Source organism: Neogemmobacter tilapiae (genome assembly GCF_014652215.1).
GTDB lineage: Bacteria > Pseudomonadota > Alphaproteobacteria > Rhodobacterales > Rhodobacteraceae > Neogemmobacter > Neogemmobacter tilapiae.
On sequence record NZ_BMYJ01000002.1, the window covers coordinates 306,104 to 327,374 of the forward strand.

Below are 21,271 nucleotides of genomic sequence, written 5' to 3' on the forward strand. Positions count from 1 at the left end.
GTGGAAAGTGGCAAGCAAATGGCGCGATTGTCTCAAACTGCCGCGCCAATTGTTCCCATAAGTGCCAGATAGATCACGAGCATCGCCGAAAGCGCCAGGCCAAAAGGGAAATATCGACCAGCACTCCACGATGCCCAATTCTCGGTCGCGCGGCGGATCGGGCCGATGCCCTTGGCGATGCGGTGCAGAATCAGGGCGCCGATCATGCAGGCCGCCACCAGAAACATGATGACCGCCACATCGCCACCCACGAAAAAAGGTGCCATCGCCGTGGCCAACTTGGCGTCGCCAGCGCCCACCATGCCGATACTGGACAAAACAAAACCGATGATCAGCGTAATGCCCAGAATGCCCAAGCCCCATAGATAGGCGTTCCAAGGCAACAGGAACGGCCCCGACGCAAGAAAAACCGCCGCCAAGGCCAGAACGGCCTTGTTCGGTATTTTCATCGTGGCCATGTCCGACCACGCCGCCCAGATTGCGATCGGCGTGGCCAAGGCCAAAGCGATCAGTGCCTGCGTTCCAACCAGCATCAGAGACCCGGATTTGCCGTTGTGATCGGTGCGGGGCCTGCCACAGCAGGTGCCGGGCCCAACGTCGCCGCTGGTGCGGGGACCGACGCCACTTCCGCGACTTGGGCGCTGTCACCGGCCTTCAGGGCTTCCAGACTACGGGCGGCCGCTTCGAAATGTTGCGGATGGGTATCCACCGCTTCTTCCATCAATTGCCGACCGACCGACAGGTCGCCTTGCTTCACGGCGGCCAAGGCCAGCGTGTAAAGCAGTTCGGCCCGTTCCTTTTGGGTCATAGAAACGACGGGCAGTTCGTATTTGCGCTGTGCCCCGCGCACCAAGACCAGGTTGTTCTTGGCCGTGAAAAGGGTCGAATCATGCGTCAATGCCTCGACAAACAACCGTTCTGCGCCGGGGAAATCGCCGCGTGTCAGCTTGGAGTAACCCCAATTGTTCAGAACGCCTGCCGGTTTGGTGGTCAGACCCGATGCAATTTCATAAAAGCTATCGGCCTTTTTCCAATCTTTCTTGCTATCCGCGACCATCGCCTCAAGCCGATAACGCTCATAGGTTTCGTGGGTCGGCGGAATTTGATTCAGTGTCTTTTCCGCGTCGTCCCAAGCATTGGTGCGAATCTGCGCATCGGCCAAAGCAACGCGATCTTCGCTGTTTGAACCCGAGGTGCCAACCACGTCTTTCCAGGCGGTCACGCCTTCGACGGGCTTTCCGGCCCGCACCAACGATTTTGCAAGGCCCCGCTTCAAGTCGATCCGGCCCGGATTCTCGGCCAGCGTCTTGCGGAAATAGGTAACCGATTCATTCGGGTCACCCACCGTCAGCATGATGTCAGAAAGGTTGCTTTCATCGATGACGTTCACGCTTTTCAACGCACGCTCGACATCTTCGTCCTTTTTTTCGGCCCCGCATGCGGCCAAAAAAGCCGTGCCCGAAAGGCACAGGATAGTCATCACCGGGTGGCGCATTTTCGCGTCCTCTGCTGCTCGGCCGGTGCTTACAACGAGTTAAGGGTTTCTTCTTGCTGACCCTCTGTCCCGTTGATCAAATCATACAACACCGGCGCATCCTCTGAGGCATCATAGTCAGAAGCTTTCGGTCCGGCGATAGCCCTATTCAAATTTTCTCGGATAGAGTCCGTTTCGCCACTATCCTGCGCGTAAGCTTGCTCAAAAAGCTCCTTCGCCTCGGCCACTTCGCCCTGCTCCATCAGCACCACCCCCAAGTTGTTCAGGGCGGGGACGTATGAGGCATCCAATTCAATGGCCCGTCTTAGCAACTGCTCGGCTTGCCCCAAGCGGCCAAGACGCATGTTCGCCGAACCGATCGAAGCCATGACATCCACCGTCATGCCTTTTTCGCTGGCGGCCCGATAATAGGATTTCAGCGCAAGCTCGTACTCACCCGCTTCCATCAGGCGGTGGCCGACCAATAGGCCGTCTTCGGAATGTCCGCGCGGATTGACAGCGCCAACAAGACCCGGGCCGCCCGTCGCATTGCAGGCGGCCAAGATCAGGCAAAGGCTGATGATTTGGAAACAACGCATAGCGTTGATCTATCAGAGTGCGTTGACCTCTGCCAGTGTGGCACCAATGCCCACAATCGACGGTCCGATCAGGATGATCAGCAGCGGCGGCACGGTGAACAGCATGGTTCCCAAAGTCAGCTTCGTAGGCAGTTTGTTGGCCTTTTCTTCGGCGCGCATGATGCGTTTGTCGCGCATTTCGGCCGAATAGACACGAAGAGCTTCGGCCACCGATGTCCCGAACGTGGCGGACTGAATCAGCGTTGTCACGAAAGACGCCACATCCGGCACGCCCACGCGTTCCGCCATGTCGCGCAGAACCGTCGTGCGCTCTTTCCCGGCCTTGACCTCGTTTGCCACTAGGTCAAATTCCTCGGCCAAGGCTGGATAGCCCAGTCGCATTTCGCGCGCCACCCGGTTGATGGATTGATCCAGCGATTGGCCGGCCTCGACACAGACCAGCATCAGGTCCAGCGCATCCGGAAAGCCTGCAATGATCTCCTGCTTGCGGGTCTCCACGCGGCGGGTCACCCAGTAAATTGGCAGATAGTAGCCAATTCCGGCTGGCAGAATGGCCGTGAAAATCATGCTTTGCGTCGTCAGCGGCACATCGCTGATCGATGCTTTGTAAAGCGTGTAGATCATCCCGATGATCAGAAAGCCGATGCCCAGCACCAGTTTCGACAGGTGGAACAACCGCACAGCACCCTTGCCAGGATAACCTGCGCGCAACATCTGCATCCGCGCACTGCTCATCTCGGCCGCCGATTTCGGCTCAAGGAAGCTGGCGAATTTCTCTAGCTTGTCGATGCGGCTGCCCGCGCGCAGGCTACGGCCTTTGTCCTTGCCCGCATTCTGCGCGGCCAGAGCCTTCAGCTTGTCAAAAGGTTCGGCGCGCTTCTTCAGCAAAATCGGCAAGGTGATCAGGATCAGCAGCAGGCCAAGGCCGCCAACCAAGATCAGCGGCCCCATCGGGCCCATGGAATCAACGATAGCGGTGTTCAGCGATTCGAACATGATGGGCCCCTCAGACCTTAATATTGGTCATGATTTTCATGTAGATGATGTTGATGACCAGCAAGGCCCCCACCACCAGCGCCGCCGGAATGAAAGTCGACGTTTCGCGCACTTCGTCATAATAGTCCGGTTTGATCATGATGATCATAACCAGTGCCAGGATTGGGAAACCTGAAAGGAACATCCCTGACCACTTCGCCTCGGCGGTGATGGCGGCCACCCGGCGGAACAGACGGAACCGCGCCCGGATCACCTTGGAAAGCCCTTCCAGAATCTCGGCCAGGTTCCCCCCCGAAGTTTGCTGGATGTTCACGGCCACGGCAAGGAACCGCAAATCCTGGCTGTCCATGCGTTCGGCAAAGGCCTTGAGGCTTTCCGAAATTTCGCGACCATAGGCCGCCTCGTCCGCGATGATACCAAATTCCGTTCCCAAGGGATCTGGCACCTCTTTCGACACGATCTGCACGGCGGTCGAGAACGGGTGGCCCACGCGCAAGCTGCGGACCATCAGTTCCACAGCGTCGGGCAATTGTTCATCAATCAGCGTCATGCGCTTTTTGGCTTTGCGGGCAACCCAGAAATAGACACCGCCCACCCCCATGCCAACGGCAACCAGCGCCCGGATCGCGACATCGGCGCTTGTCAGGGCCGTCAAGGCCAGAAAGGCAAAGACCGTAACAAGACCCATGATCCCCATCAGCGCCTTTGGCGTAAAGGCGATGTTGGCCTTTTGTGCCTTATCGGCCAGAATCGAATACAGCGGAATCCCGCGCGAATTCAGGTGCTGGCTCATCTCTTTGCGGAGTTGTTCCAGAACCTGTTCACGGTTGCCGTTCTTTTCCAGCAGTTGCAGGCGACGGCTGACACGGTTGTTCAGGCTGATCGACTTGCCAAAGACGGTCAGATAGACACCTTCGACCAGCACGATGACGGCGACGAAGATCAGGATATAGATAATGGGTGCGGCGCTGAGTTGCATCGAGTTATGGCCTTAGGCAATCGGTTCATAGATCGAGGCCGGCAGATCAAAGCCCCATTGGCGGAAACGGTCGGAATAGTGCGAACGCACCCCCGTCGCGTTGAAGCGGCCGATGATCTTGCCATCGGGGGCAAGGCCCAGCCGTTCGTAGCGGAAGATTTCCTGCATCGAGATCACTTCGCCTTCCATCCCGGTGATTTCCGTGATCGACACCATCCGCCGCGAACCGTCTTGCAGACGGCTGGCCTGCACGATCAGGTTCACAGCCGATGCGATCTGCGACCGCACCGCCTTCAGCGGCATTTCGATCCCGGCCATCGCCACCATGTTTTCCAGACGGCTGATGCCGTCCCGCGGGTTGTTGGCGTGGATCGTCGTCATCGACCCGTCGTGGCCCGTGTTCATGGCCTGCAACATGTCGATCACCTCTTCACCCCGGGTTTCCCCCACGATGATCCGATCAGGCCGCATCCGCAGTGCGTTGCGCAAGCAATCCCGCTGCGTCACCGCCCCCTTGCCTTCGACGTTCGGCGGACGGCTTTCCATCCGGCCCACATGCACCTGTTGCAGCTGAAGTTCGGCGGTATCTTCGATCGTCAAGACGCGTTCGTGGTTGTCAATGAACGACGACAAGGCGTTCAGCGTCGTCGTTTTCCCCGAACCTGTCCCGCCCGACACGATGATGTTCAACCGGCAGGACACAGCCGCTTGAATATAGGCCGCCATTTCCTCGGTAAAGGCCCCGAACTTGACCAGATCGCCAATGCCCAGCTTGTCCTTTTTGAATTTCCGGATCGACACCAGCGACCCGTCCACCGCGATTGGCGGCACCATGCAGTTGAAACGCGAACCATCCTGCAAACGGGCGTCGCAATAGGGGTTTGATTCATCGACCCGACGACCCACCGCCGACACGATCTTGTCGATAATCCGCAAAAGGTGACGTTCGTCCTTGAACGTAACGTTGGTCAACTCCAGCTTACCAGCCCGTTCCACAAAAATGCGCTGCGGACCGTTTACCAGAATATCGTTGATCGTTTCATCTTTCAGCAAGGGCTCCAGCGGCCCCAGACCCATAACCTCGTCATACAGTTCTTGGTTCAGGGTGACGCGGTCTTCTTTGTTCAGGGCGACCGACATTTCATCCAGCGCTTCGGAAGCGATGGATGAAATCTCAAGCTTCAGGTCGCTTTCGCTGGCATGTTCCAATGCGCTGAGGTTCAGGTTCTCAAGCAGACGCTTGTGCAACTCGACCTTCAACTCTTGCAGACGATCCCGCCGCTTTTTGTCCTTATCCGCGTTCTGCGACTCTGCGCTGACCCGCTGCGGTGCCACGGGCTTGGACGGGGCTGGCGCAGGGGCGCGCTGTGCAGGGGCCGTTGCGGCCGGTGCTGTCGGGCGCGGTTGGCCGGGCAACGCGACGCCCACGCCGCCTGCGGGCTTCGTTCCATCTGGTTTCTTGAACTTTGAAAACATCGCTTATCCCCCAAAAAGCCGAAATCAGGTCCGGCGACCTGTTTCTGTCGCCTTGTTCAGATCGAACAGCGACTTGGCGAGTTTCTGAATTTCCTTGCGCAGCGGGTTCTTGTTGGCGTGATCCGCCAAGGTCTGACCGTGATCATTGGCCTGCGTCACAATGGCCGTTCCATCCGGCAATTGAACCTCAAGGTCGATATCAAGGCTTTCCGCCATGCGCTTGACACGGCTTTTCGCTGTCAGATCGGTGAATTTCGGCGCCCTGTTCAGGATGTAGCGCAGCTTTTCATGCGGCAATCCTTCGGATTTCAGGGCACGCACCAACCGCAGAATATTCTGCGCCGAACGCAGGTCCAACTCCATCAGCGCGAAATAGACATGCGCCCGCGTCAGAACCGTTTCCGTCCAAGACACCACCGTCGAAGGCATGTCGATGACCACGAAATCAAAATTCGCGGTCGCCATGTCCAAAAGGCGACCAATGTCTTCGCCAGTCACAATGTCCAGCGGCAACATATCGGTCGGAGCGGTAAAGACTTGCAACTTTTCATTATAGGGCTGCATCGCCAGCATGAACGTGTCCAGATCGGCGCGACCAAGATCGGTCAGAACCTCATAGACCGTCTCCTTGCGGGTAAGGTCGAGATAGGTGGAAATCGCGCCATACTGAAAGTCGAGGTCGATGAGGCAGACCTTCGGTGCATTGCGATCCACCGTCGCCAGTTCCCATGCCAAGTTTACGGCAAAGGTCGAGGCCCCGACACCGCCGGCAAGGCCGTGTACCGGTAGAATGACCCCGTTGCGGTCGCCCTTGCCCTTAAAGCCTGGGGCGCGGGGGGCGTCGGAATCATCGCCATAAGACATCCCAGGGGCTGGAACCCCGCGGCGGATGCGTTCAATCGAATCATGCAGGGCCCCGTCGGGCAGGGGGTAGGGCACAAAGTCATCCGCTCCCAAGCGCAGCAATTGATGCAGCGCCGAAGGGGTCACTTCATTGGCGATCAGCATCACCTTGATCCCGTTGGCCTTGGCGGTCTTGATGATCTCGCCAACACGGCCCAGATCTGTTTCGTCCTCGCTGTCCACAGCGATGACCACAAACTCCAGATGCGCAGCGTCCGGCTGATCAAAAAAGGCCAGCGCGTCATCAAAAGACAAATCGCCCCAGCTTTCGCCCAGCTCGATCTCCATATCCTCGATCAAAAGATCGAAGTTCTGCACATCGCGAGAGATCGTGCAGGCGAGGATCGGCGTCGGATCCGGCTGTAGATTGGCCATGGTCGTCATACCCTTCCGTCCTTTATATTCGGCGCAACAACACTGAACCCGCTGCCCTTTTAGGGCAAGTGGATTGTCACAAGTAACGCCAAGGTGAGCCGAGTCGGCATCACCACCCCCAATGCTCTGAAGCTTGCCGCCAATGTTGGCAGGATTGGGGCTAAAAGCGTGACAGAGTTAGATTTTTTCGAATTCAGAAACAAAAGGGGCGCGCTTGTGGCGCGCCCCTTTCGAAACCTGTCAGCAAGATCACTGGCTTGGATCGACTTGGGTCTGAACATCCGTGTTTTCCGGATGAAGACGTTCGGCCAGAACCAGATATTCCCGCATGATCACTTGCGCATACTTGCCGTTCAACACCATTGGGTGATTTTCGACAAAGCCCGAAACCTCGGTCACCGTGCGGCGATTCTGGGTTTCTGGGTTTGGCGTTGCAATCACCGGCCGGGTTTCGCCATAGGACACCAAAGCTTTCAGGCGAGAACGGCTGATCCCTTTGGTTTCCAGATAGCTGACCACAACCTCGGCCCGCTTCTTGCCCAGCGCATAGTTGTAGGCATTCGACCCAACCAGATCGGTATGTCCATAGACGCTGAACCGCAGTTCCGGGAATTGCCGGATCCAGTTCGCTTGCTGGTTCAGCGCCGCCATTGCTGCCGGACTTAGAACCGCACTGTTGAACTCGAACGTGATCGTCGAAGGCACCTCGGCAGCAAAACGACCGCCCAAGGCCTGCATATAGGTGATCTCGCCCGATTGCAGCAGGACGTTGTTCATCGTCGAGTTGCCGAACTGACCCTTGTCAACCTGCATACCCGCTTCTTGCGTGAAAGAGGTTTGGCAAGCCGACAGCCCAAGGACCGAGGCGCCGATCAGGAGATAATTCAGGTGCTTTTGCATCATCTCACTCCATCACATAGCCGTAGGAGCCCGAAAAGTCTTGGCGGGCCACTTCGCCGGCTTCCTTGGTTGTCACCGCTGGCGTCGAACCCAGCAGGAACAGTTCTTTCTCGGTCGGGATACGAACCCGATCGGTCGGCAGCGCCAGCGCTTCGCCACGGGTCGGTGTCACCAGATGCGGCGTCACGATGATGACCAGTTCCGATTGCTCGCGTTTATAGTCCGTGCTGCGGAACAGGGCGCCCAGAACCGGAACATCGCCTAGCCATGGAACCTGACCCGTCAGATCGCGGAAGTCGTCTTGCAGCAAACCAGCAATCGCAAAGCTTTCACCATCCCGCATTTCCACCGTGGTCGATGTCTCGCGCCGTTTAAAGGCGTTGACGTCCAAGCCGTTGGTGCTGACCGTCGTCGTCGTGTCGATCGAGGACACGGCCGCGTTGATGGTCAGGTTGATGATGTCCCCATCGACCACCACAGGTGTAAAGTTCAACTCCACACCAAAAGGCTTGTATTCGATGGTGATCGTGCCGTCGGACCCTGCCACCGGGATCGGATATTCGCCACCCGCCAGGAACTTGGCTTCTTGTCCGGAAAGTGCCGTCAGGTTCGGTTCGGCCAGTGTCCGCACCATGCCCTTGTTCTCGAACGCTTCCAGCAGAACTTCGAAAGCCAAGGCTCCCGCAGTACCCGCCAGGTTCATGTGTCCCAGCGTGCCTTCGCGCAGCAGCAGCCCATCTTCGGCCACATCGCGGCCATCGGGCTGAATAAACGTGCCCGAACCACCCGAGCCCCGCGGTCCAACACCCGAAAGCGAGGACGACAGGCCTTTGGCCACCGAACGCTGCATTTCGGCAAAGCGCACTTTCAGCATCACTTGCTGGGTGCCACCGACCGACATCAGGTTCGAAACCCGTTCCGGCGCATAACGCTCGGCCAGATCCAGCGCCCGATCCAGTTTCGCCGTCGAAGACACGGTCCCCGACAGAACGATCCCGTCATTGGCGGTCCGAACCTCGATCGCCTCACCCGGCAGAATCTGCCGCAGACGCTCTTTGAACTCGGCCACGTCGGGCGCAACCTGCACCTCGACGTTGGAGATCAGCTTGCCATCCGGACCCAGCAGCGTCAGCGTCGTCCGCCCAGGGGCTTTGCCCAGAACATAGATCGTCTTATCGCTCAGCGTCGAGATGTCGGCGATCCCCGGGTTGGCGATCGAAACTTCGCCAAATGGTGAATCACTTTCCAAAACAACGGCCCGGTTCATCGGGACGTTGAGGGCGCTTGTCGGGGCGCCTTCCATAATGCGCAGCGTTTGTGCTGCTACTTCCGTCATTGCCGTGGTCGAGAGGGCAAGCCCCAGCAACCCGGCCGTCCAGTATTTCCGCATGCTCATGTGACCTGCCTTTCCGATCACGCCTCTTCCTGGGTCTATGTCGCCCATTCTTGAAGGCACCATGGCCTACATGATTATTTATTGCAAGAATCAATTGGTTGGAGCGCGTCGTTCGTGTGGATAACCTGCAACAGGGGGACGCCGCCGCAACTTCAAATCACAATCTATGGAGGGCATTGAAAAACGCGGCCCCAGATAAGGTGGCCGCGTTTTCCTGTTGTTTGTCAGAATCGAACCCGAAAAATCAGGGAATAAGCGGCTGGCGTGTCGCGCAGTCGATTGGCGTTTCCACCACTTCGGTGCCCTTACGCTCGCGGGTGGTGCAGACCTCTTCCGCGACGACAGGCGCCGCCTCGATGACCGGGGCTTCGACGATACCCAGCATCGTCTCGGTGGTGGTGATGATTGGGGCGTCAGGTGCTTGGGCATCGGTTCCGGCCAGCGACAAACGCAAAGAGCCCGTGTTCTGTGCCTGCGCCAGAACCGCGACCTGATCCGACGTGACCTCGACGGTGACGGTCCGCGCGACGGTGGCCTGTACGGCATCGGTGTTCGAGCTTTGGTCCACCGCGATGACGCGCAGTTGGAACAGGATGGATTGGGTAATGGACTTGCCCTCGCTGCCGACGGTCCCCGACCAGAACACATCGACGCGATCATCCGGCTTGATAAAGCCCGAGACGCCCGAAATGGCATCGACCTCGATCGTGAAAGCCCGCATGCCCGGGCTCAACCGCAAGCCTGGAGCTTGGCCCGGTTCAGTCACTTTGACCGCCGTCAAAGCCTCAAACTTCTCAAGCTGGCGTTGGATATATCGGGGCTTCGCGTCTTTGGGAAACAGGGCATCCACTTCGATGAACACCCCGTCCGGCAAAAAGGCTTTTTGCAGATAGATTTTCTGCACGTCTTCCGGCTTCAGTTCTTCACCAAATTTAAGTGGCTTGGTGATCGCCAAGACCTCAACCAACTCACCGACCTTCGCCCGCTCCGAGGCGAGGTTCTGCACCTCGGCCTGAGTCTGATTAAGATAGCCCTGCACCATATAAACAGCAAAGCCAGCAAGGGCGACGCCCAAGACCAAGACCAGACCAAAAACAGATCTCATTCCTTCACCCTTCTGAAGTGCAGTCCCACTTCTGAGGGCTGCGAAGAATTAGCTTCCAGGCGTGATGGTTCCCAACTGACTGGCGATGTCGTCACCCACGTTCGTGGTCGGCCCCGCCAAGGTCGTCAAAACCAGCATCCCAAGCGCGACTATTGCCGCAGTCAACACGACCCAGTCAACCGTTACTGCACCATCCTCATCGGAAATATACGCCTTCAGCGACATGAGCTGCTATCCTTTGCATCTGGCCGTGACTTCCCACCTGATGCGCAGCGTCGTTCTGAATTCTGGCGTGATTGCGGCGACGCGATGGCGGCGCAGAAACATTTGGGTCCGTACCGGGCGCAACCAATCTGAAATAAGAAAACCGTGCAGCGACGCTGCACGGTTCAAATTCAAGCAACTGCCTGAAAATCAGGGGCAGGTGACGCCAACGCAGGTATCTTCGACAGCGGTCGAGATGTTGTTGCTCAGCGTGGTGATGCCCGGACGGACGGCTTGGATGACCAGCAGGCCCAGGCCCACGATCGCCGCGGTCAGCACGACCCAGTCAACGGTCACAGCACCGGATTCGTCTTTTGCGAAGTTTTTCAGAAGGTTCAGCATGATAGTCCCTTTCCCAGGATTTAAAAATCAGTGTCAGCAGTCACCTTGGGGATGATCGCCTTGGCCTCTGTTCCAAGACTGTCCCTGTTGGCTTGGACTGATATAGCCTTTGAATCATGGCGGTAGTTGGGAAGGCAAGGCGAATTTGCAAAAAAATGCTTAACTTGGGGTTCTGAATGGGTAAATATTTGATATTTAATGATAAAGTGCAGCTGCAACGATTTAGGAATTGTAAACAATCCGGCACAAACTGTGGCTTTTGTGGTCAATTGGGGCAAACATGCCACGATGTTTGATCGAGAGACTGGTCGCGTGACTGATTCTCTGCCAAGATGATTCCAATGAAAACAAAAACATGAGGCAGCCGCGCATGCGGTTTCAGGCAGGAATGACACTCGCCACAGCGCTGCTGTTGGCGGGCTCGGTGTCGCAGGCGCAGGTCTTGATGGGGCAGGAGGACTTTACCTTCCGGTCGGTCAAGCCGCCTGTCGGTGGGGCAAAAGTAAAACGGATCACCGTCCAGATTGATCCGGAAGAACAGGCAAGGCGCTTGGCACCGCCAAAGAAAACAGAGCCAGAACAACCTGTTGAGGTTGCGGCCAGTGGGGCGACGCCCACGCCGGGCCAAGGTGCTGATCTGTCGAATGGCGGGGTCAGTCCGCTTGCCCCCGGATCGGACGACGTGAGCTCAACCTATGCCTGGTTCTGGGATGAAATTCCGACCTCGATCACGGCCCGGCAAGGCCGGTTTGTCGCTGCGCTGGCGATTCTTTCCAAAGGACCAAGTGGCGAATCAGTCAAAGCCCCACGGATGCAGCACATGCAAGACATCGCCGCCTTGTATGGAACCGACATCCTGAAAGCCACCATTGGGACCGAGGTTTCACCAGCCCTCGTTTTGGCCGTGATCGGCATCGAAAGCGCAGGTAACCCCGAGGCTGTCAGCCATGCCGGGGCCGAGGGGTTGATGCAGCTGATCCCCGCCACCGCCGAACGCTTTGGCGTCACCGACTCCAAGGATCCGGTGCAGAACATCAAGGGTGGCGTCGCCTACCTGGATTGGCTGATGAAACGCTTTGACCGCGATCCTCTGATGGTTCTGGCCGCCTACAATTCGGGCGAGGGGGCGGTCGAATCTAACGCCGGCGTGCCCCCCTATGCCGAAACGCGCGACTATGTGCCAAAGGTGCTGGCCGCCTGGCAGGTGGCGCAGGGCCTGTGCCTGACCCCACCAGAATTGGTCAGCGATCCCTGCGTCTTTAAAGTGATGACAACGACCACCGCCTCAAACTGACGGCCGCCTCAAACGGAAAACACATCCGCCCATTCAGGATGCTTTTTCCGCTGGGCGTTCACAAAGGGGCAAAGCGGCATGATCTTGAACCCCTCGCGCCTAGCATCGGCGATCATCGCCTCTACCAAGGCCAGCCCCGCCCCCGTGCCGCGAAAGGCCTCGGGCACGCCGGTATGGTCCGCGATGATCAGCGTTGGAGTCGTGATCGAATAGGTCAGCTCCGCCACCGCCCCATCCTTGCGGATCACATAGCGGCCCTTGGTCTCGCCCTGTTCGCGGATGACCTGATGTTCAGACAATCGTCGCCTCCGTCGCCGCGCGCAGTTCCGCCTCGGTCACGCCCTCGGCCATTTCCACGATCTTCAGCCCACCGGGCACCACATCCAGCACCCCCAGATTGGTGATGATCCGGTTGACTACGGCCTTGCCCGTCAGGGGCAGTGTGCAGGCCTTCAGCACCTTTGACTCGCCATGTTTCGACGTGTGGTCCATCACGACCACCACGCGCCCCACACCGGCCACAAGATCCATCGCCCCACCCATGCCCTTGACCAGCTTGCCGGGGATCATCCAGTTCGCCAGATCACCGTTTTCCGCCACTTCCATCGCGCCCAGGATCGCCATCGCAATCTTGCCCCCCCGGATCATCGCAAAGCTTTGCGCCGAATCGAAAAAGGCCGTCTGCGGCAGTTCGGTGATCGTCTGCTTGCCCGCATTGATCAGATCGGCGTCCTCTTCCCCTTCAAACGGGAAGGGCCCCATCCCCAACATGCCGTTTTCCGATTGCAGGGTCACATTCACCCCTGCCGGAATGTAATTCGCCACCAAGGTCGGGATGCCGATGCCAAGGTTCACATAAGTCCCGTCCTGCAATTCCTGCGCTGCACGGGCCGCAATCTGGTTTCTGTCCCACATGGCCTAACCCCTTTGCCGAACGGTGCGCTGTTCGATGCGCTTTTCATGCGTCCCTAGGATGATCCGATGCACATAGATGCCCGGCAGGTGGATATGGTCCGGGTCCAGTGTGCCCAGCGGCACAATCTCTTCCACCTCCACCACGCAGACCTTGCCGCAGGTCGCCGCAGGCGGGTTAAAGTTCCGCGCCGTCTTGCGGAAGATCAGGTTGCCTGACGGGTCGGCCTTCCACGCCTTCACAATCGAAAGGTCGGCCACGATGCCCCTTTCCAGAATATAGGTCTTGCCGTCGAAATCCTTGTGATCCTTACCCTCGGCAATCACCGTCCCCACGCCCGTCCGCGTATAGAAGCCCGGAATCCCAGCCCCACCGGCCCGCATCCGCTCGGCCAGCGTGCCTTGCGGGTTGAACTCCAGCTCCAGCTCTCCGCTCAGATACTGCCGCATGAATTCGGCATTCTCGCCCACATAAGAGCTGATCATCTTTTTGATTTGACGGCTTTCCAGCAGCACGCCCAGCCCGAACCCATCGACCCCCGCGTTGTTCGACGCCACGGTCAGATCCTTGACCCCTGCCGCCCGCAACCCTGCGATCAGCAGTTCCGGGATGCCACAAAGACCAAAGCCGCCCGCCGCAATCGTCATGCCGTCAAACAGCAGACCGTCCAGCGCCGCCTTGGCATCGGGATAGATTTTCTTCATGCGGGCCTCCACCTTGCCAGCCGATATTGGCCAGCGCGGCGGTGCAGAGTCAATTGCCGCCTTGCAGCATCGCACGCCCTTTACCCCGCCACGCCACCCGCTATGCTGGCCGCGCCCGCCCGCGTGGTGGAATGGTAGACACATGAGACTTAAAATCTCCCGGCCGCAAGGCCGTGCCGGTTCGAGTCCGGCCGCGGGCACCAAGTTAAAGTCATAGCGGGATTTCCCTCTCGGCCACGCCTTCACAACCTTAAGCTTTTCCGCCTACACTGTTTTGCAGCTTCCGCCGCATAGGGTTTCCATGGCCGCGCAGAATAAGCGCATTTTGTGCTTCATCGACGAATGCGGGACCGCCGGGCAAGACGGCTTTGCGCTGGGATGTGTGATGGTTTGGGCGCGCGAATGCGGTCGGGCAGACAAGGCGCTGAGCGATTTGTTGGAACCGAATGCCAACGAACTGCATGCGACGAACCTGAGCAAAGACTATCTGCAAAGTCTTTTGGGGCGCTATGTTCAGACTGACAGACCGCAGGGCATGATCCTGCTGAACCGTCTGGGCACAGTCCAAACGGGATCGGCAGCCGCGATTTATGCAGGAAATGTGATTGAAACCGTCAAGGTGGCTGTTGGGCAATTTCGTAAGCTGCACAAGATCCAAGGCCAAGGCCTTGGAAATGTCGAACTGATATTGGATCAGAACCACCACAACATCAGCCCCGAGTTTCGACAGATATTGGAAGCAGCCTGTAAGAACGACGGTCGTTTCAGGGCGGTGAACCACATCAGTCAGATCGACTCGGCGGCCTCGCGCATGTTGCAACTGGCCGATGTGGTCGCCTATGCGCGGATGTGGATTCACCGCAGCGAAGAAAATGCCATACGTTTGCATGAACGTTACGGTATTCAAATCCTCTGAAACAGAAAAACCGCCCGAGGGGCGGCTTTTAAGCGCGGCTTGCAACCGAACCTTTGGGGTTCGGGTCACCGCGGCGCGCACCCTGCACGCGGCATGGCGGGTCGCCAACAGGATCACTGTCAAAGATTATTTAGCACGGTGGAAGAAAGTTTTCAACAGTGCCCTGCGTACGCCGTAGTGGGCATGCGCAACAGCCCCCAAGTCTTTTTGTCGGGAAGCCATATCTGACCAAAACAATCAACTATATGATTTCTTTGGAAAAATTCCAATCACCCCTTGTGCCTGCCCGCCGAATCGCTTATCTCATCCTCAAGACAGCCAGCAAGCCTACTGGCCAGCCAGCGCTCCAGTGATAAGTTCTAGCCACCCCTTGCGGGTGGCTTTGTCATTTCCGAAACAGCGCCCGATATTCCCGTGGCGTCATGCCCCTCAAGGCTCGGAATTGGCGATTGAAATTCGCCATCGAGGTATAGCCCACATCCGCCGCCACATGCTGGATCGGCTGGTCGCTGCCCGACAAGCGCGCGCAGGCCTCGCCCACGCGCAGGCGGATCACATAATCGGTCACGCTGCTTTGCGTATGCTTGCGGAACAGACGATGCAGGCCCGACAGGCTTAACGCCGCGATTTCCGCCAACGCCTCCAGCCGCACCGGCTCGGCATAGGACAAGTGCAGGTGGGTCAGCACCCGGTCGATCCTCTGCCGGTTTTCGGGCGGAGCATGGGGCAGGGTGGGCGACAGGGGCACAGATTCGGCATGGGCCAGCCGGTCCAGAATGGCCAGCAGGCCCAGCAAGCGGGCCATCGGCGGCTGGGCATAGATGCTCTCATATTCTGCCGCCAACGCCTGCCCCAAGGCCGCATCAAAGGCCAGCCCGCCCTTGCCCCGTGCCAGCATCTGATTGATCGCCTGCCCCTCGACACTTCCCGCCAACAGCCCCTCCACCCATTCCTGCCGGAACCAGAAGACCAGCGCCACATGCGGCAGGGCAGGGGAGTCCTTTCCACGCGAGGCCCAAGTGTGCGGCAAATTCGGCCCCACCAGCACCAGATCCCCCGGCCCGTACTCCCCAACATGATCACCAATGAACCGCTGGCCGTGGGAATTCAGCGTCAGCGTCAGCTCCCATTCCGGGTGGTGGTGCCATTGAAAGGGAATCCCATCCGCCAACCGCCGGTTCAGCATCGCCCAGGATGCATCAGGCGGCAGGGTCAGATGTTCCAAATAGGCTTTCAAATGTACCTCATGCGACAAGATACGCCATAATAGTATGCATACTGGCCCCGCCAGCACAACACCAGCCGCACCACCACGCTAATCTGACCCCATCAGCCCAAGCGAGGCCAAGATGGAGAAAGCCCATGCAAACCGCCCTGATCCGCGACAGCCACCCCACCACCAGGGCCACCGTGCCCCTGAAAGACATCCAGAAAACCCTGCCCCTGCGGGTTCTGTCCCCCGCCGACTGGCAGCACTGGACGACCAAGGGCTATGTCATCGTCCGCCAAGCCGTGCCTGCGGCGAATGTCGAAAGGCTTGTCCAAACGCTTTGGGCTTTTGACGAGAAAGACCCGAAAAATCCCGACACCTGGTATGCCCCCCAGCGGCGCGATCATATCATGAAGGAATTGAACGGCACGGGGATGCTGGAAATCTACAATCACCAGCACCTTTGGGACAATCGCATGGAACAAAGGGTCTATGACACCTTTGTCGATATCTGGGATCGCACCGACCTTTGGGTCACCATCGACCGCGCCAACCTGAACCCACCGAAAAAGGTCAAAGGCAACCCCAATGGTTTCATCCATTGGGATGTCGATACCTCTATCCGCCCCCTGCCCATCGGTGTGCAGGCTGTCCTTTCCTTGCAGAAACAGGATGGCGACGTCGGTGGTTTCCAATGTGTCCCCTACCTATTCGAACATTTTGACGAATGGGTCAAAACGCAGCCGCATGACCGCGATCCGATGCACCCCGACATGACCGGCCTTGAAACCGTGAACATCGAAATGGAGCCGGGCGATCTGATGATCTTCAACTCGCTCTTGGCCCATGGCGTCCGTCCCAACCATTCCGATGGCCGTGTCCGCATGGCGCAATATGTGTCCATGCAACCCGCGGAATATGATGACGAAGAACAGCGGCAGGAGCGCATCCGCCTCTGGCGCGAACGCGATCACCCGAAACGCGACGCCTTTCCTGGCGATCCGCGCGAATGGGAAAAGCACAATGCTGAAACCGCGAAACTGACACCCTTGGGCGAAAGGCTGCTCGGCTTGCAGCGCTGGTAGGCAATTGGGCGGGGATGATCCCCGCCCATCCCCTCAGCTCAGGATCAGCGTATTGCCCTGTTGGCTTTGCTGAAGGTCGTTCACCTCGACGCTTTCCACATAGAGCGTGTTGGTGATCGATCCGTTCACCCGGATGCGCACCGTCGCCACATCGGTCGAGGTGTTGTAACTGATCAGGAATTTCACCGTATCGCCGCCCTGCGCCACAAAGCGGATTTCGTCGATATTGTCCTGAAACGCATCGATCGTGTCTTCGCCCTGATTGGCGCGGAACATGAAATCATCCGCCCCCGCCCCGCCGCTCAGCACGTCGTCGCCCACGCCCCCGTCCAATTGATCGTTGCCCTTGCCCCCGAACAGGAAATCATCGCCAGCCCCACCAACCAAAACGTCGGCACCCCCTTTTCCATAAAGGAGATCGTTCCCTCCCTTGCCGTTGATCGTGTCGGGTGATGCGCCGCCCGTTAGCGTGTCGGGGCCAGCGGTGCCAGGAATGCTGGCAAAGCTGGGAAGGGTTTGCAGCAAAGCGGTGTCGCGTGTTGTCGTGATGCTCATGATATGTCCTGTTCTACTAGGCCTTGTTACTTGAAACTCTGTCAGCATGTCCTGCCGTTCAGAATGCGACAAAAATGAAATCTTCAGCTAGGCTGATCTGGCTCTTGCTGACCCCCAACAAGGTGATTTCGATGTTCAGTGCCGCATTGCTGATCGTGCAACCGCCTGTGAAGTTTGTTTTGACGAAACTGCCCAGATTCGTGCCGCCCGGGGCTTCGATCACGATCTTGTCGACCCCATCTTGGAAATCCTGGATCGCGTCATGACCGTGATTCTTCCGATAGACAAAAAAGTCGGCGCCCTCGTTGCCATAGATCGCATCATCCCCGCCGCCAGCCATGATCCGGTCCGCGCCTGCCCCGCCCATGATGCTTTCGGCCGCACTGCCACCGTTGATCGTATCCCGTCCAAAGTCACCGAAAAGTTGATTGCCGCCCGCGCCCCCGAAAAGAATATCGTCACCCGCGCCGCCCGACAGAAGATCATTCCCCGCGCCACCGTAAAGCCGGTCATGCCCATCATAACCGTTCACCGTGTCTTGGCCCCCATCGCCCTTCAGCGTGTCTTGCCCCGCCGCACCATAGATCCTGTCATCGCCCGCTCCAGCAAAGACAAAGTTGTTGCCCTTTGCATTGCCTGTGACACCACCCAGACGAATTTCGTTGCTGCCGCCCAGCATGCTGCGCAACAGGGCAATGTCATCTTTCGTGCCAACGCTGTCGATCACGCTGTTCAACTGGGTGATCGAAAACGGAAGCATGTTGGGCAGGATATAGCCGCGCACCGCCCCCGAAACAGGCGCAAAATCCACATAGATCAGGGCGTCGCCGCCCGTCAGGGTCTGACCGTTGCGCGTCAAGCCATTGCCCATGAACGCATCGGCAAAACGCTCCCCCTCAAATTGGGGCAGACGGATTTCGTCCTGCAAATAATAGTTGCCGTCCGGCGTCTCAACCGCAGGAATAAGGTCCGTAGGGGTCCGATTCACAAAGCCGAATCTCGGCACGCTGATATCGAACTTGCGGAAATCGACAGCCACGTTCCAAAAAACATCATAAGGCATGATAACCTGCGCGAAATCTTCCAATCAATTTTGCAATTATCGGTTCCAACTGCCCCCGCGTCAAGAATTATCCCCGCTTGACCTGACCGTGCCCTTGGGAAACTCTGCTGCCATGTTTCCGATCCGCGATCACAACCCATCTGAACGGACCCCTTGGGTGACTTGGGGTCTGATCCTCGCCAACGTGGCGATCTTTCTGGCCTATTATCCGGGTGCGGCATCGGACCGTGCCCTTGGGATGATTTTTGCCGAGTATGGCATGATCCCTGCCCGCTCTTTGGCCGGACAAGATTGGGAAACATTGGTCACCTCGATGTTCCTCCATGGAAACTGGCTCCATCTGGGCGGCAATATGCTGTTCCTCTGGATCTATGGCGACAATCTTGAGGATACGCTGGGGCACCTTCGTTTTCTGCTGTTTTATCTTGTCAGCGGCCTTGCCGCCGCCGCTTTGCACATACTGCCAGACCCGATGTCGCTGGCCCCAATGGTGGGGGCCTCTGGCGCGATTGCCGGTGTCATGGGCGGCTATCTGCTGCTGTTCCCGCGGGCCAAGATCGACGTCTTTCTGTTCTTCATCATCTTTTTCCGCATCATCCCGGTGCCCGCCTGGATCGTGCTGGGCATCTGGCTGATCTTGCAGCTTTACAGCTCTTTCGCCATCAGCGCCGAAGCGTCCGGCGTCGCCTATTTCGCCCATCTGGGTGGATTTGCCGCCGGTGTTGTCTTGCTGCTGCCTCTCTGGCTGCGGCGCGGCGGTCGCCGCTTCTGGGCGCGGACCGAGGGTCATCCCCCCCACCCCGAGGCGCATTATCCGTTTGAAAAATCACGCATCCCGCGCGTCGGCCGGTAGGTCGGGGCTCGCCCCGACTCTGAAAGATCCCCGACCCCGAAAAAATTCAATTGCCGGGCTTGACCCGCCTTACCCCAGCAAAATCTTCTTCAACGGGTCAAACAAAGCCTCGTTCGCCACGATCAGATCGCCCCGGTCCTGCGGCCGTTCACCCTCACGCAGCCCGCTGGCGAAACCGCCCGCCTCGCGCACGATGATCAGACCTGCCGCCATATCCCAGATGTTCAGCCCGCGTTCCCAATAGCCGTCGAAACGCCCCGCCGCCACATAGGCCAGATCCAGCGAGGCCGCCCCCCAGCGCCGCACGCCCGCACAGGTCGGCATCAACCGCGCCAGATCTTGCAGGCTTTCCGGCAGGTTGCGCTGGCTTGCAAAGGGCACGCCCGTTGCAAAAACCGATTCAATCATCGTCCGCCGCCCCGAAACCCGCATCCGCCGGTCGTTCATCCAGGCGCCAGCGCCCTTTTCCGCCCAGAACAATTCGTCCTTCGCCGGGTCAAAGACCACGCCCGCGACAATCTCGCCCTTATGCTCCAACGCGATCGACACGGCCCAATGCGGCATCCCGTGCAGAAAGTTCGTGGTTCCGTCCAGCGGGTCCACAATCCAGCGCCGGGTCGGGTCTTCGCCGTCGGTGGCCCCGGTCTCCTCGCCCAGCCAACCATAGGTCGGACGGCCGCCCATCAGTTCTTCCTTGATGATCCGCTCCGCCTCGCGGTCGGCCTTGCTCACGAAATCGCCGGGGCCTTTCGAGGAAACCTGAAGGTTCTCCACCTCGCGGAAGTCCTTGACCAAAGACCGCCCCGCCTTGCGCGCAGCCTTAACCATCAAGTTCATGTTCGCAGAAGCGGCCATTGTCTCATCCTTCGGGGAAATCCGGCTGGGCCTATAGGACGCCCCGCGCCAAAAGGAAAGGGCAAAGCGGGTTTGCGTTCTTGGTCTGTCTGGGCCAATCGCCTAACCTCGCTGCAACCTTTGGTGGAGAATCGTTCCTATGCGGCTTTTTACGCTTTTGCTGGCCTTGTTGACGGTTCTTTCGGCGCCTACTTGGGCGCAGGAAAAGTCCTTGAACCAGCAGATCCTTGAAATTCTGCAATCGGATCGCAACACGGTGCGCAAATGGACCTTTCCGCCCAGCATCATCGTTGTCCATCGCGGCGATCCCTACCGCGAACTTGTCGATGCCAAGTTCGCCGAAATCAACGCCAAAGTGCCTGGTCTTCCGGGTGAACTCAGCGCCACCTATTTCGATCTGGACCAGATTGAAGGCTCGCTTTTCGGTCAGGCGCGCTACCGTATCCGTGACAGCCGCAAGACGGGCGAATTCCCCAGCGTCGGGCGGCTGTATCTGGGTCCGCGCGATACGCCGCAGGAAGTGGAGCTGACGGCCAACATCTTCATCTTTCTGGTGGGATTGGAGGAAGGGGTGTTGTTCGGCGCGCTGACGGACAGCAATTTGCACGAATTTTCCGAAGGCGGTGTAGAGGCTTGTTTTTACGCATCAAAGTCAAAGAACAATCAGATGGTCGTGGCCAACATCTTTATTGACGTGAATCGGGCTTCGGACATGCTGCACGCTTGCTTGCACGAGGAACTGACCCACAGCCTTGGCCTGCTGAATGATTCAGTCAATTCGCCAACTTTTTCATATGACAACACGGTCTTGGACCGCCCCGACCTATCCCCCGACTTTCGCCTGCTTCGCGCCCTCTACAGCGCACAAGTCCGGCCCGGCGATCCGCCGCAAAAGGTGGCAGACATCTACATGGAACTCCTTCTACAAGACGCCCGCCAATAGCCGCGTTACCCCCGCTGCATCTTCACCGGCTCGCTGCGCCCCAGCTTCAGGAAATGCGCCAGCCAGGATTG

General features: G+C 58.3%; 24 protein-coding genes and 1 tRNA gene. 6 read left to right on the forward strand and 19 right to left on the reverse strand.

Translation table 11 applies throughout. The features are described from left to right. Positions 1–32: 32 nt before the first annotated feature. The 12 genes from IE095_RS04595 to IE095_RS04650 form a co-directional block, all read right to left on the reverse strand. Positions 33–533: a prepilin peptidase gene (locus IE095_RS04595; RefSeq protein ID WP_189410441.1), complete on the reverse strand. Its 501-nt coding sequence runs from the start codon at positions 531–533 to the stop codon at positions 33–35. Continuing rightward, entirely contained in the window at positions 533–1,495 is a 963-nt protein-coding gene (locus IE095_RS04600; protein WP_229804501.1) for a tetratricopeptide repeat protein, read from the reverse strand. The genes IE095_RS04595 and IE095_RS04600 overlap by 1 nt, the downstream gene beginning before the upstream one ends. Positions 1,496–1,524: 29 nt before the next feature. Then, a complete protein-coding gene (locus IE095_RS04605) occupies positions 1,525–2,073 on the reverse strand; it encodes a tetratricopeptide repeat protein (protein ID WP_189410442.1) in 549 nt (182 codons plus the stop codon). A 12-nt stretch (positions 2,074–2,085) separates the two neighbouring features. Continuing rightward, positions 2,086–3,069 carry a type II secretion system F family protein gene (locus tag IE095_RS04610; protein ID WP_189410443.1) on the reverse strand — a complete coding sequence of 328 codons (984 nt, stop codon included), beginning with the start codon at positions 3,067–3,069 and terminating at the stop codon, positions 2,086–2,088. 10 nt (positions 3,070–3,079) lie between these two features. Further along, on the reverse strand, positions 3,080–4,048 hold the full coding sequence (locus IE095_RS04615) for a type II secretion system F family protein (RefSeq protein WP_189410444.1): 969 nt from the start codon (positions 4,046–4,048) through the stop codon (positions 3,080–3,082). Between the two features lie 12 nt (positions 4,049–4,060). Next, complete coding sequence (locus tag IE095_RS04620; RefSeq protein WP_189410445.1) at positions 4,061–5,524, reverse strand: TadA family conjugal transfer-associated ATPase; 1,464 nt, start codon at positions 5,522–5,524, stop codon at positions 4,061–4,063. 24 nt (positions 5,525–5,548) lie between these two features. Continuing rightward, on the reverse strand, positions 5,549–6,811 hold the full coding sequence (locus tag IE095_RS04625; RefSeq protein ID WP_189410446.1) for a CpaE/TadZ family protein: 1,263 nt from the start codon (positions 6,809–6,811) through the stop codon (positions 5,549–5,551). Positions 6,812–7,051: 240 nt separating this feature from the next. Beyond that, on the reverse strand, positions 7,052–7,702 hold the full coding sequence (locus IE095_RS04630; RefSeq protein WP_189410447.1) for an OmpA family protein: 651 nt from the start codon (positions 7,700–7,702) through the stop codon (positions 7,052–7,054). 4 nt (positions 7,703–7,706) lie between these two features. Further along, positions 7,707–9,098, reverse strand: a complete 1,392-nt coding sequence (locus IE095_RS04635) for a type II and III secretion system protein family protein (protein ID WP_189410448.1) — start codon at positions 9,096–9,098, stop codon at positions 7,707–7,709. Positions 9,099–9,342: 244 nt separating this feature from the next. Further along, positions 9,343–10,203, reverse strand: a complete 861-nt coding sequence (cpaB, locus tag IE095_RS04640) for a Flp pilus assembly protein CpaB (RefSeq protein WP_189410449.1) — start codon at positions 10,201–10,203, stop codon at positions 9,343–9,345. Between the two features lie 48 nt (positions 10,204–10,251). Further along, positions 10,252–10,428 carry a hypothetical protein gene (locus IE095_RS04645; RefSeq protein ID WP_189410450.1) on the reverse strand — a complete coding sequence of 59 codons (177 nt, stop codon included), beginning with the start codon at positions 10,426–10,428 and terminating at the stop codon, positions 10,252–10,254. 189 nt (positions 10,429–10,617) lie between these two features. Then, entirely contained in the window at positions 10,618–10,809 is a 192-nt protein-coding gene (locus tag IE095_RS04650) for a Flp family type IVb pilin (protein ID WP_189410451.1), read from the reverse strand. A 355-nt stretch (positions 10,810–11,164) separates the two neighbouring features. Between IE095_RS04650 and IE095_RS04655 the strand changes: the two genes are divergently transcribed. Beyond that, complete coding sequence (locus IE095_RS04655; protein WP_373295394.1) at positions 11,165–12,103, forward strand: lytic transglycosylase domain-containing protein; 939 nt, start codon at positions 11,165–11,167, stop codon at positions 12,101–12,103. Between the two features lie 8 nt (positions 12,104–12,111). Here the strand turns inward: IE095_RS04655 and IE095_RS04660 are convergent, their stop codons facing one another. From IE095_RS04660 to IE095_RS04670, 3 genes are read right to left on the reverse strand one after another with little or no spacing between them, the layout of a single operon-like run. Beyond that, positions 12,112–12,402, reverse strand: coding sequence for a GNAT family N-acetyltransferase (locus IE095_RS04660; RefSeq protein ID WP_189410452.1), 291 nt, complete (start codon positions 12,400–12,402; stop codon positions 12,112–12,114). Then, the gene (locus IE095_RS04665) at positions 12,395–13,018 is read right to left on the reverse strand and encodes a 3-oxoacid CoA-transferase subunit B (protein WP_189410453.1); all 624 of its coding nucleotides are present in this window, start codon (positions 13,016–13,018) and stop codon (positions 12,395–12,397) included. The genes IE095_RS04660 and IE095_RS04665 overlap by 8 nt, the downstream gene beginning before the upstream one ends. Before the next feature lie 3 nt (positions 13,019–13,021). After that, positions 13,022–13,720 carry a CoA transferase subunit A gene (locus IE095_RS04670; RefSeq protein WP_189410454.1) on the reverse strand — a complete coding sequence of 233 codons (699 nt, stop codon included), beginning with the start codon at positions 13,718–13,720 and terminating at the stop codon, positions 13,022–13,024. A gap of 117 nt (positions 13,721–13,837) precedes the next feature. On the opposite strand from IE095_RS04670, the gene IE095_RS04675 reads away from it, so the two are divergent. Both IE095_RS04675 and IE095_RS04680 read left to right on the forward strand, forming a co-directional pair. Next, positions 13,838–13,923: transfer RNA gene (locus tag IE095_RS04675), tRNA-Leu, on the forward strand. A gap of 98 nt (positions 13,924–14,021) precedes the next feature. Next, positions 14,022–14,636, forward strand: a complete 615-nt coding sequence (locus tag IE095_RS04680) for a DUF3800 domain-containing protein (protein ID WP_189410455.1) — start codon at positions 14,022–14,024, stop codon at positions 14,634–14,636. 385 nt (positions 14,637–15,021) lie between these two features. On the opposite strand, the gene IE095_RS04685 is transcribed toward IE095_RS04680, so the two are convergent. Beyond that, positions 15,022–15,873, reverse strand: coding sequence for a helix-turn-helix domain-containing protein (locus IE095_RS04685; RefSeq protein ID WP_189410456.1), 852 nt, complete (start codon positions 15,871–15,873; stop codon positions 15,022–15,024). A gap of 125 nt (positions 15,874–15,998) precedes the next feature. Between IE095_RS04685 and IE095_RS04690 the strand changes: the two genes are divergently transcribed. After that, the gene (locus tag IE095_RS04690; RefSeq protein ID WP_189410457.1) at positions 15,999–16,931 is read left to right on the forward strand and encodes a phytanoyl-CoA dioxygenase family protein; all 933 of its coding nucleotides are present in this window, start codon (positions 15,999–16,001) and stop codon (positions 16,929–16,931) included. 33 nt (positions 16,932–16,964) lie between these two features. Here the strand turns inward: IE095_RS04690 and IE095_RS04695 are convergent, their stop codons facing one another. Next, positions 16,965–17,486 carry a calcium-binding protein gene (locus tag IE095_RS04695; RefSeq protein ID WP_189410458.1) on the reverse strand — a complete coding sequence of 174 codons (522 nt, stop codon included), beginning with the start codon at positions 17,484–17,486 and terminating at the stop codon, positions 16,965–16,967. Between the two features lie 58 nt (positions 17,487–17,544). Then, positions 17,545–18,549 carry a calcium-binding protein gene (locus IE095_RS04700; RefSeq protein WP_189410459.1) on the reverse strand — a complete coding sequence of 335 codons (1,005 nt, stop codon included), beginning with the start codon at positions 18,547–18,549 and terminating at the stop codon, positions 17,545–17,547. A gap of 112 nt (positions 18,550–18,661) precedes the next feature. Between IE095_RS04700 and IE095_RS04705 the strand changes: the two genes are divergently transcribed. Further along, positions 18,662–19,402 carry a rhomboid family intramembrane serine protease gene (locus tag IE095_RS04705; protein WP_189410460.1) on the forward strand — a complete coding sequence of 247 codons (741 nt, stop codon included), beginning with the start codon at positions 18,662–18,664 and terminating at the stop codon, positions 19,400–19,402. Between the two features lie 69 nt (positions 19,403–19,471). Here IE095_RS04705 and IE095_RS04710 read toward each other — a convergent pair whose 3' ends face one another. Then, entirely contained in the window at positions 19,472–20,257 is a 786-nt protein-coding gene (locus tag IE095_RS04710) for an inositol monophosphatase family protein (RefSeq protein WP_189410461.1), read from the reverse strand. A 211-nt stretch (positions 20,258–20,468) separates the two neighbouring features. Between IE095_RS04710 and IE095_RS04715 the strand changes: the two genes are divergently transcribed. Further along, positions 20,469–21,200 carry a DUF2927 domain-containing protein gene (locus IE095_RS04715; protein ID WP_189410462.1) on the forward strand — a complete coding sequence of 244 codons (732 nt, stop codon included), beginning with the start codon at positions 20,469–20,471 and terminating at the stop codon, positions 21,198–21,200. The last annotated feature ends 71 nt before the right edge of the window (positions 21,201–21,271 follow it).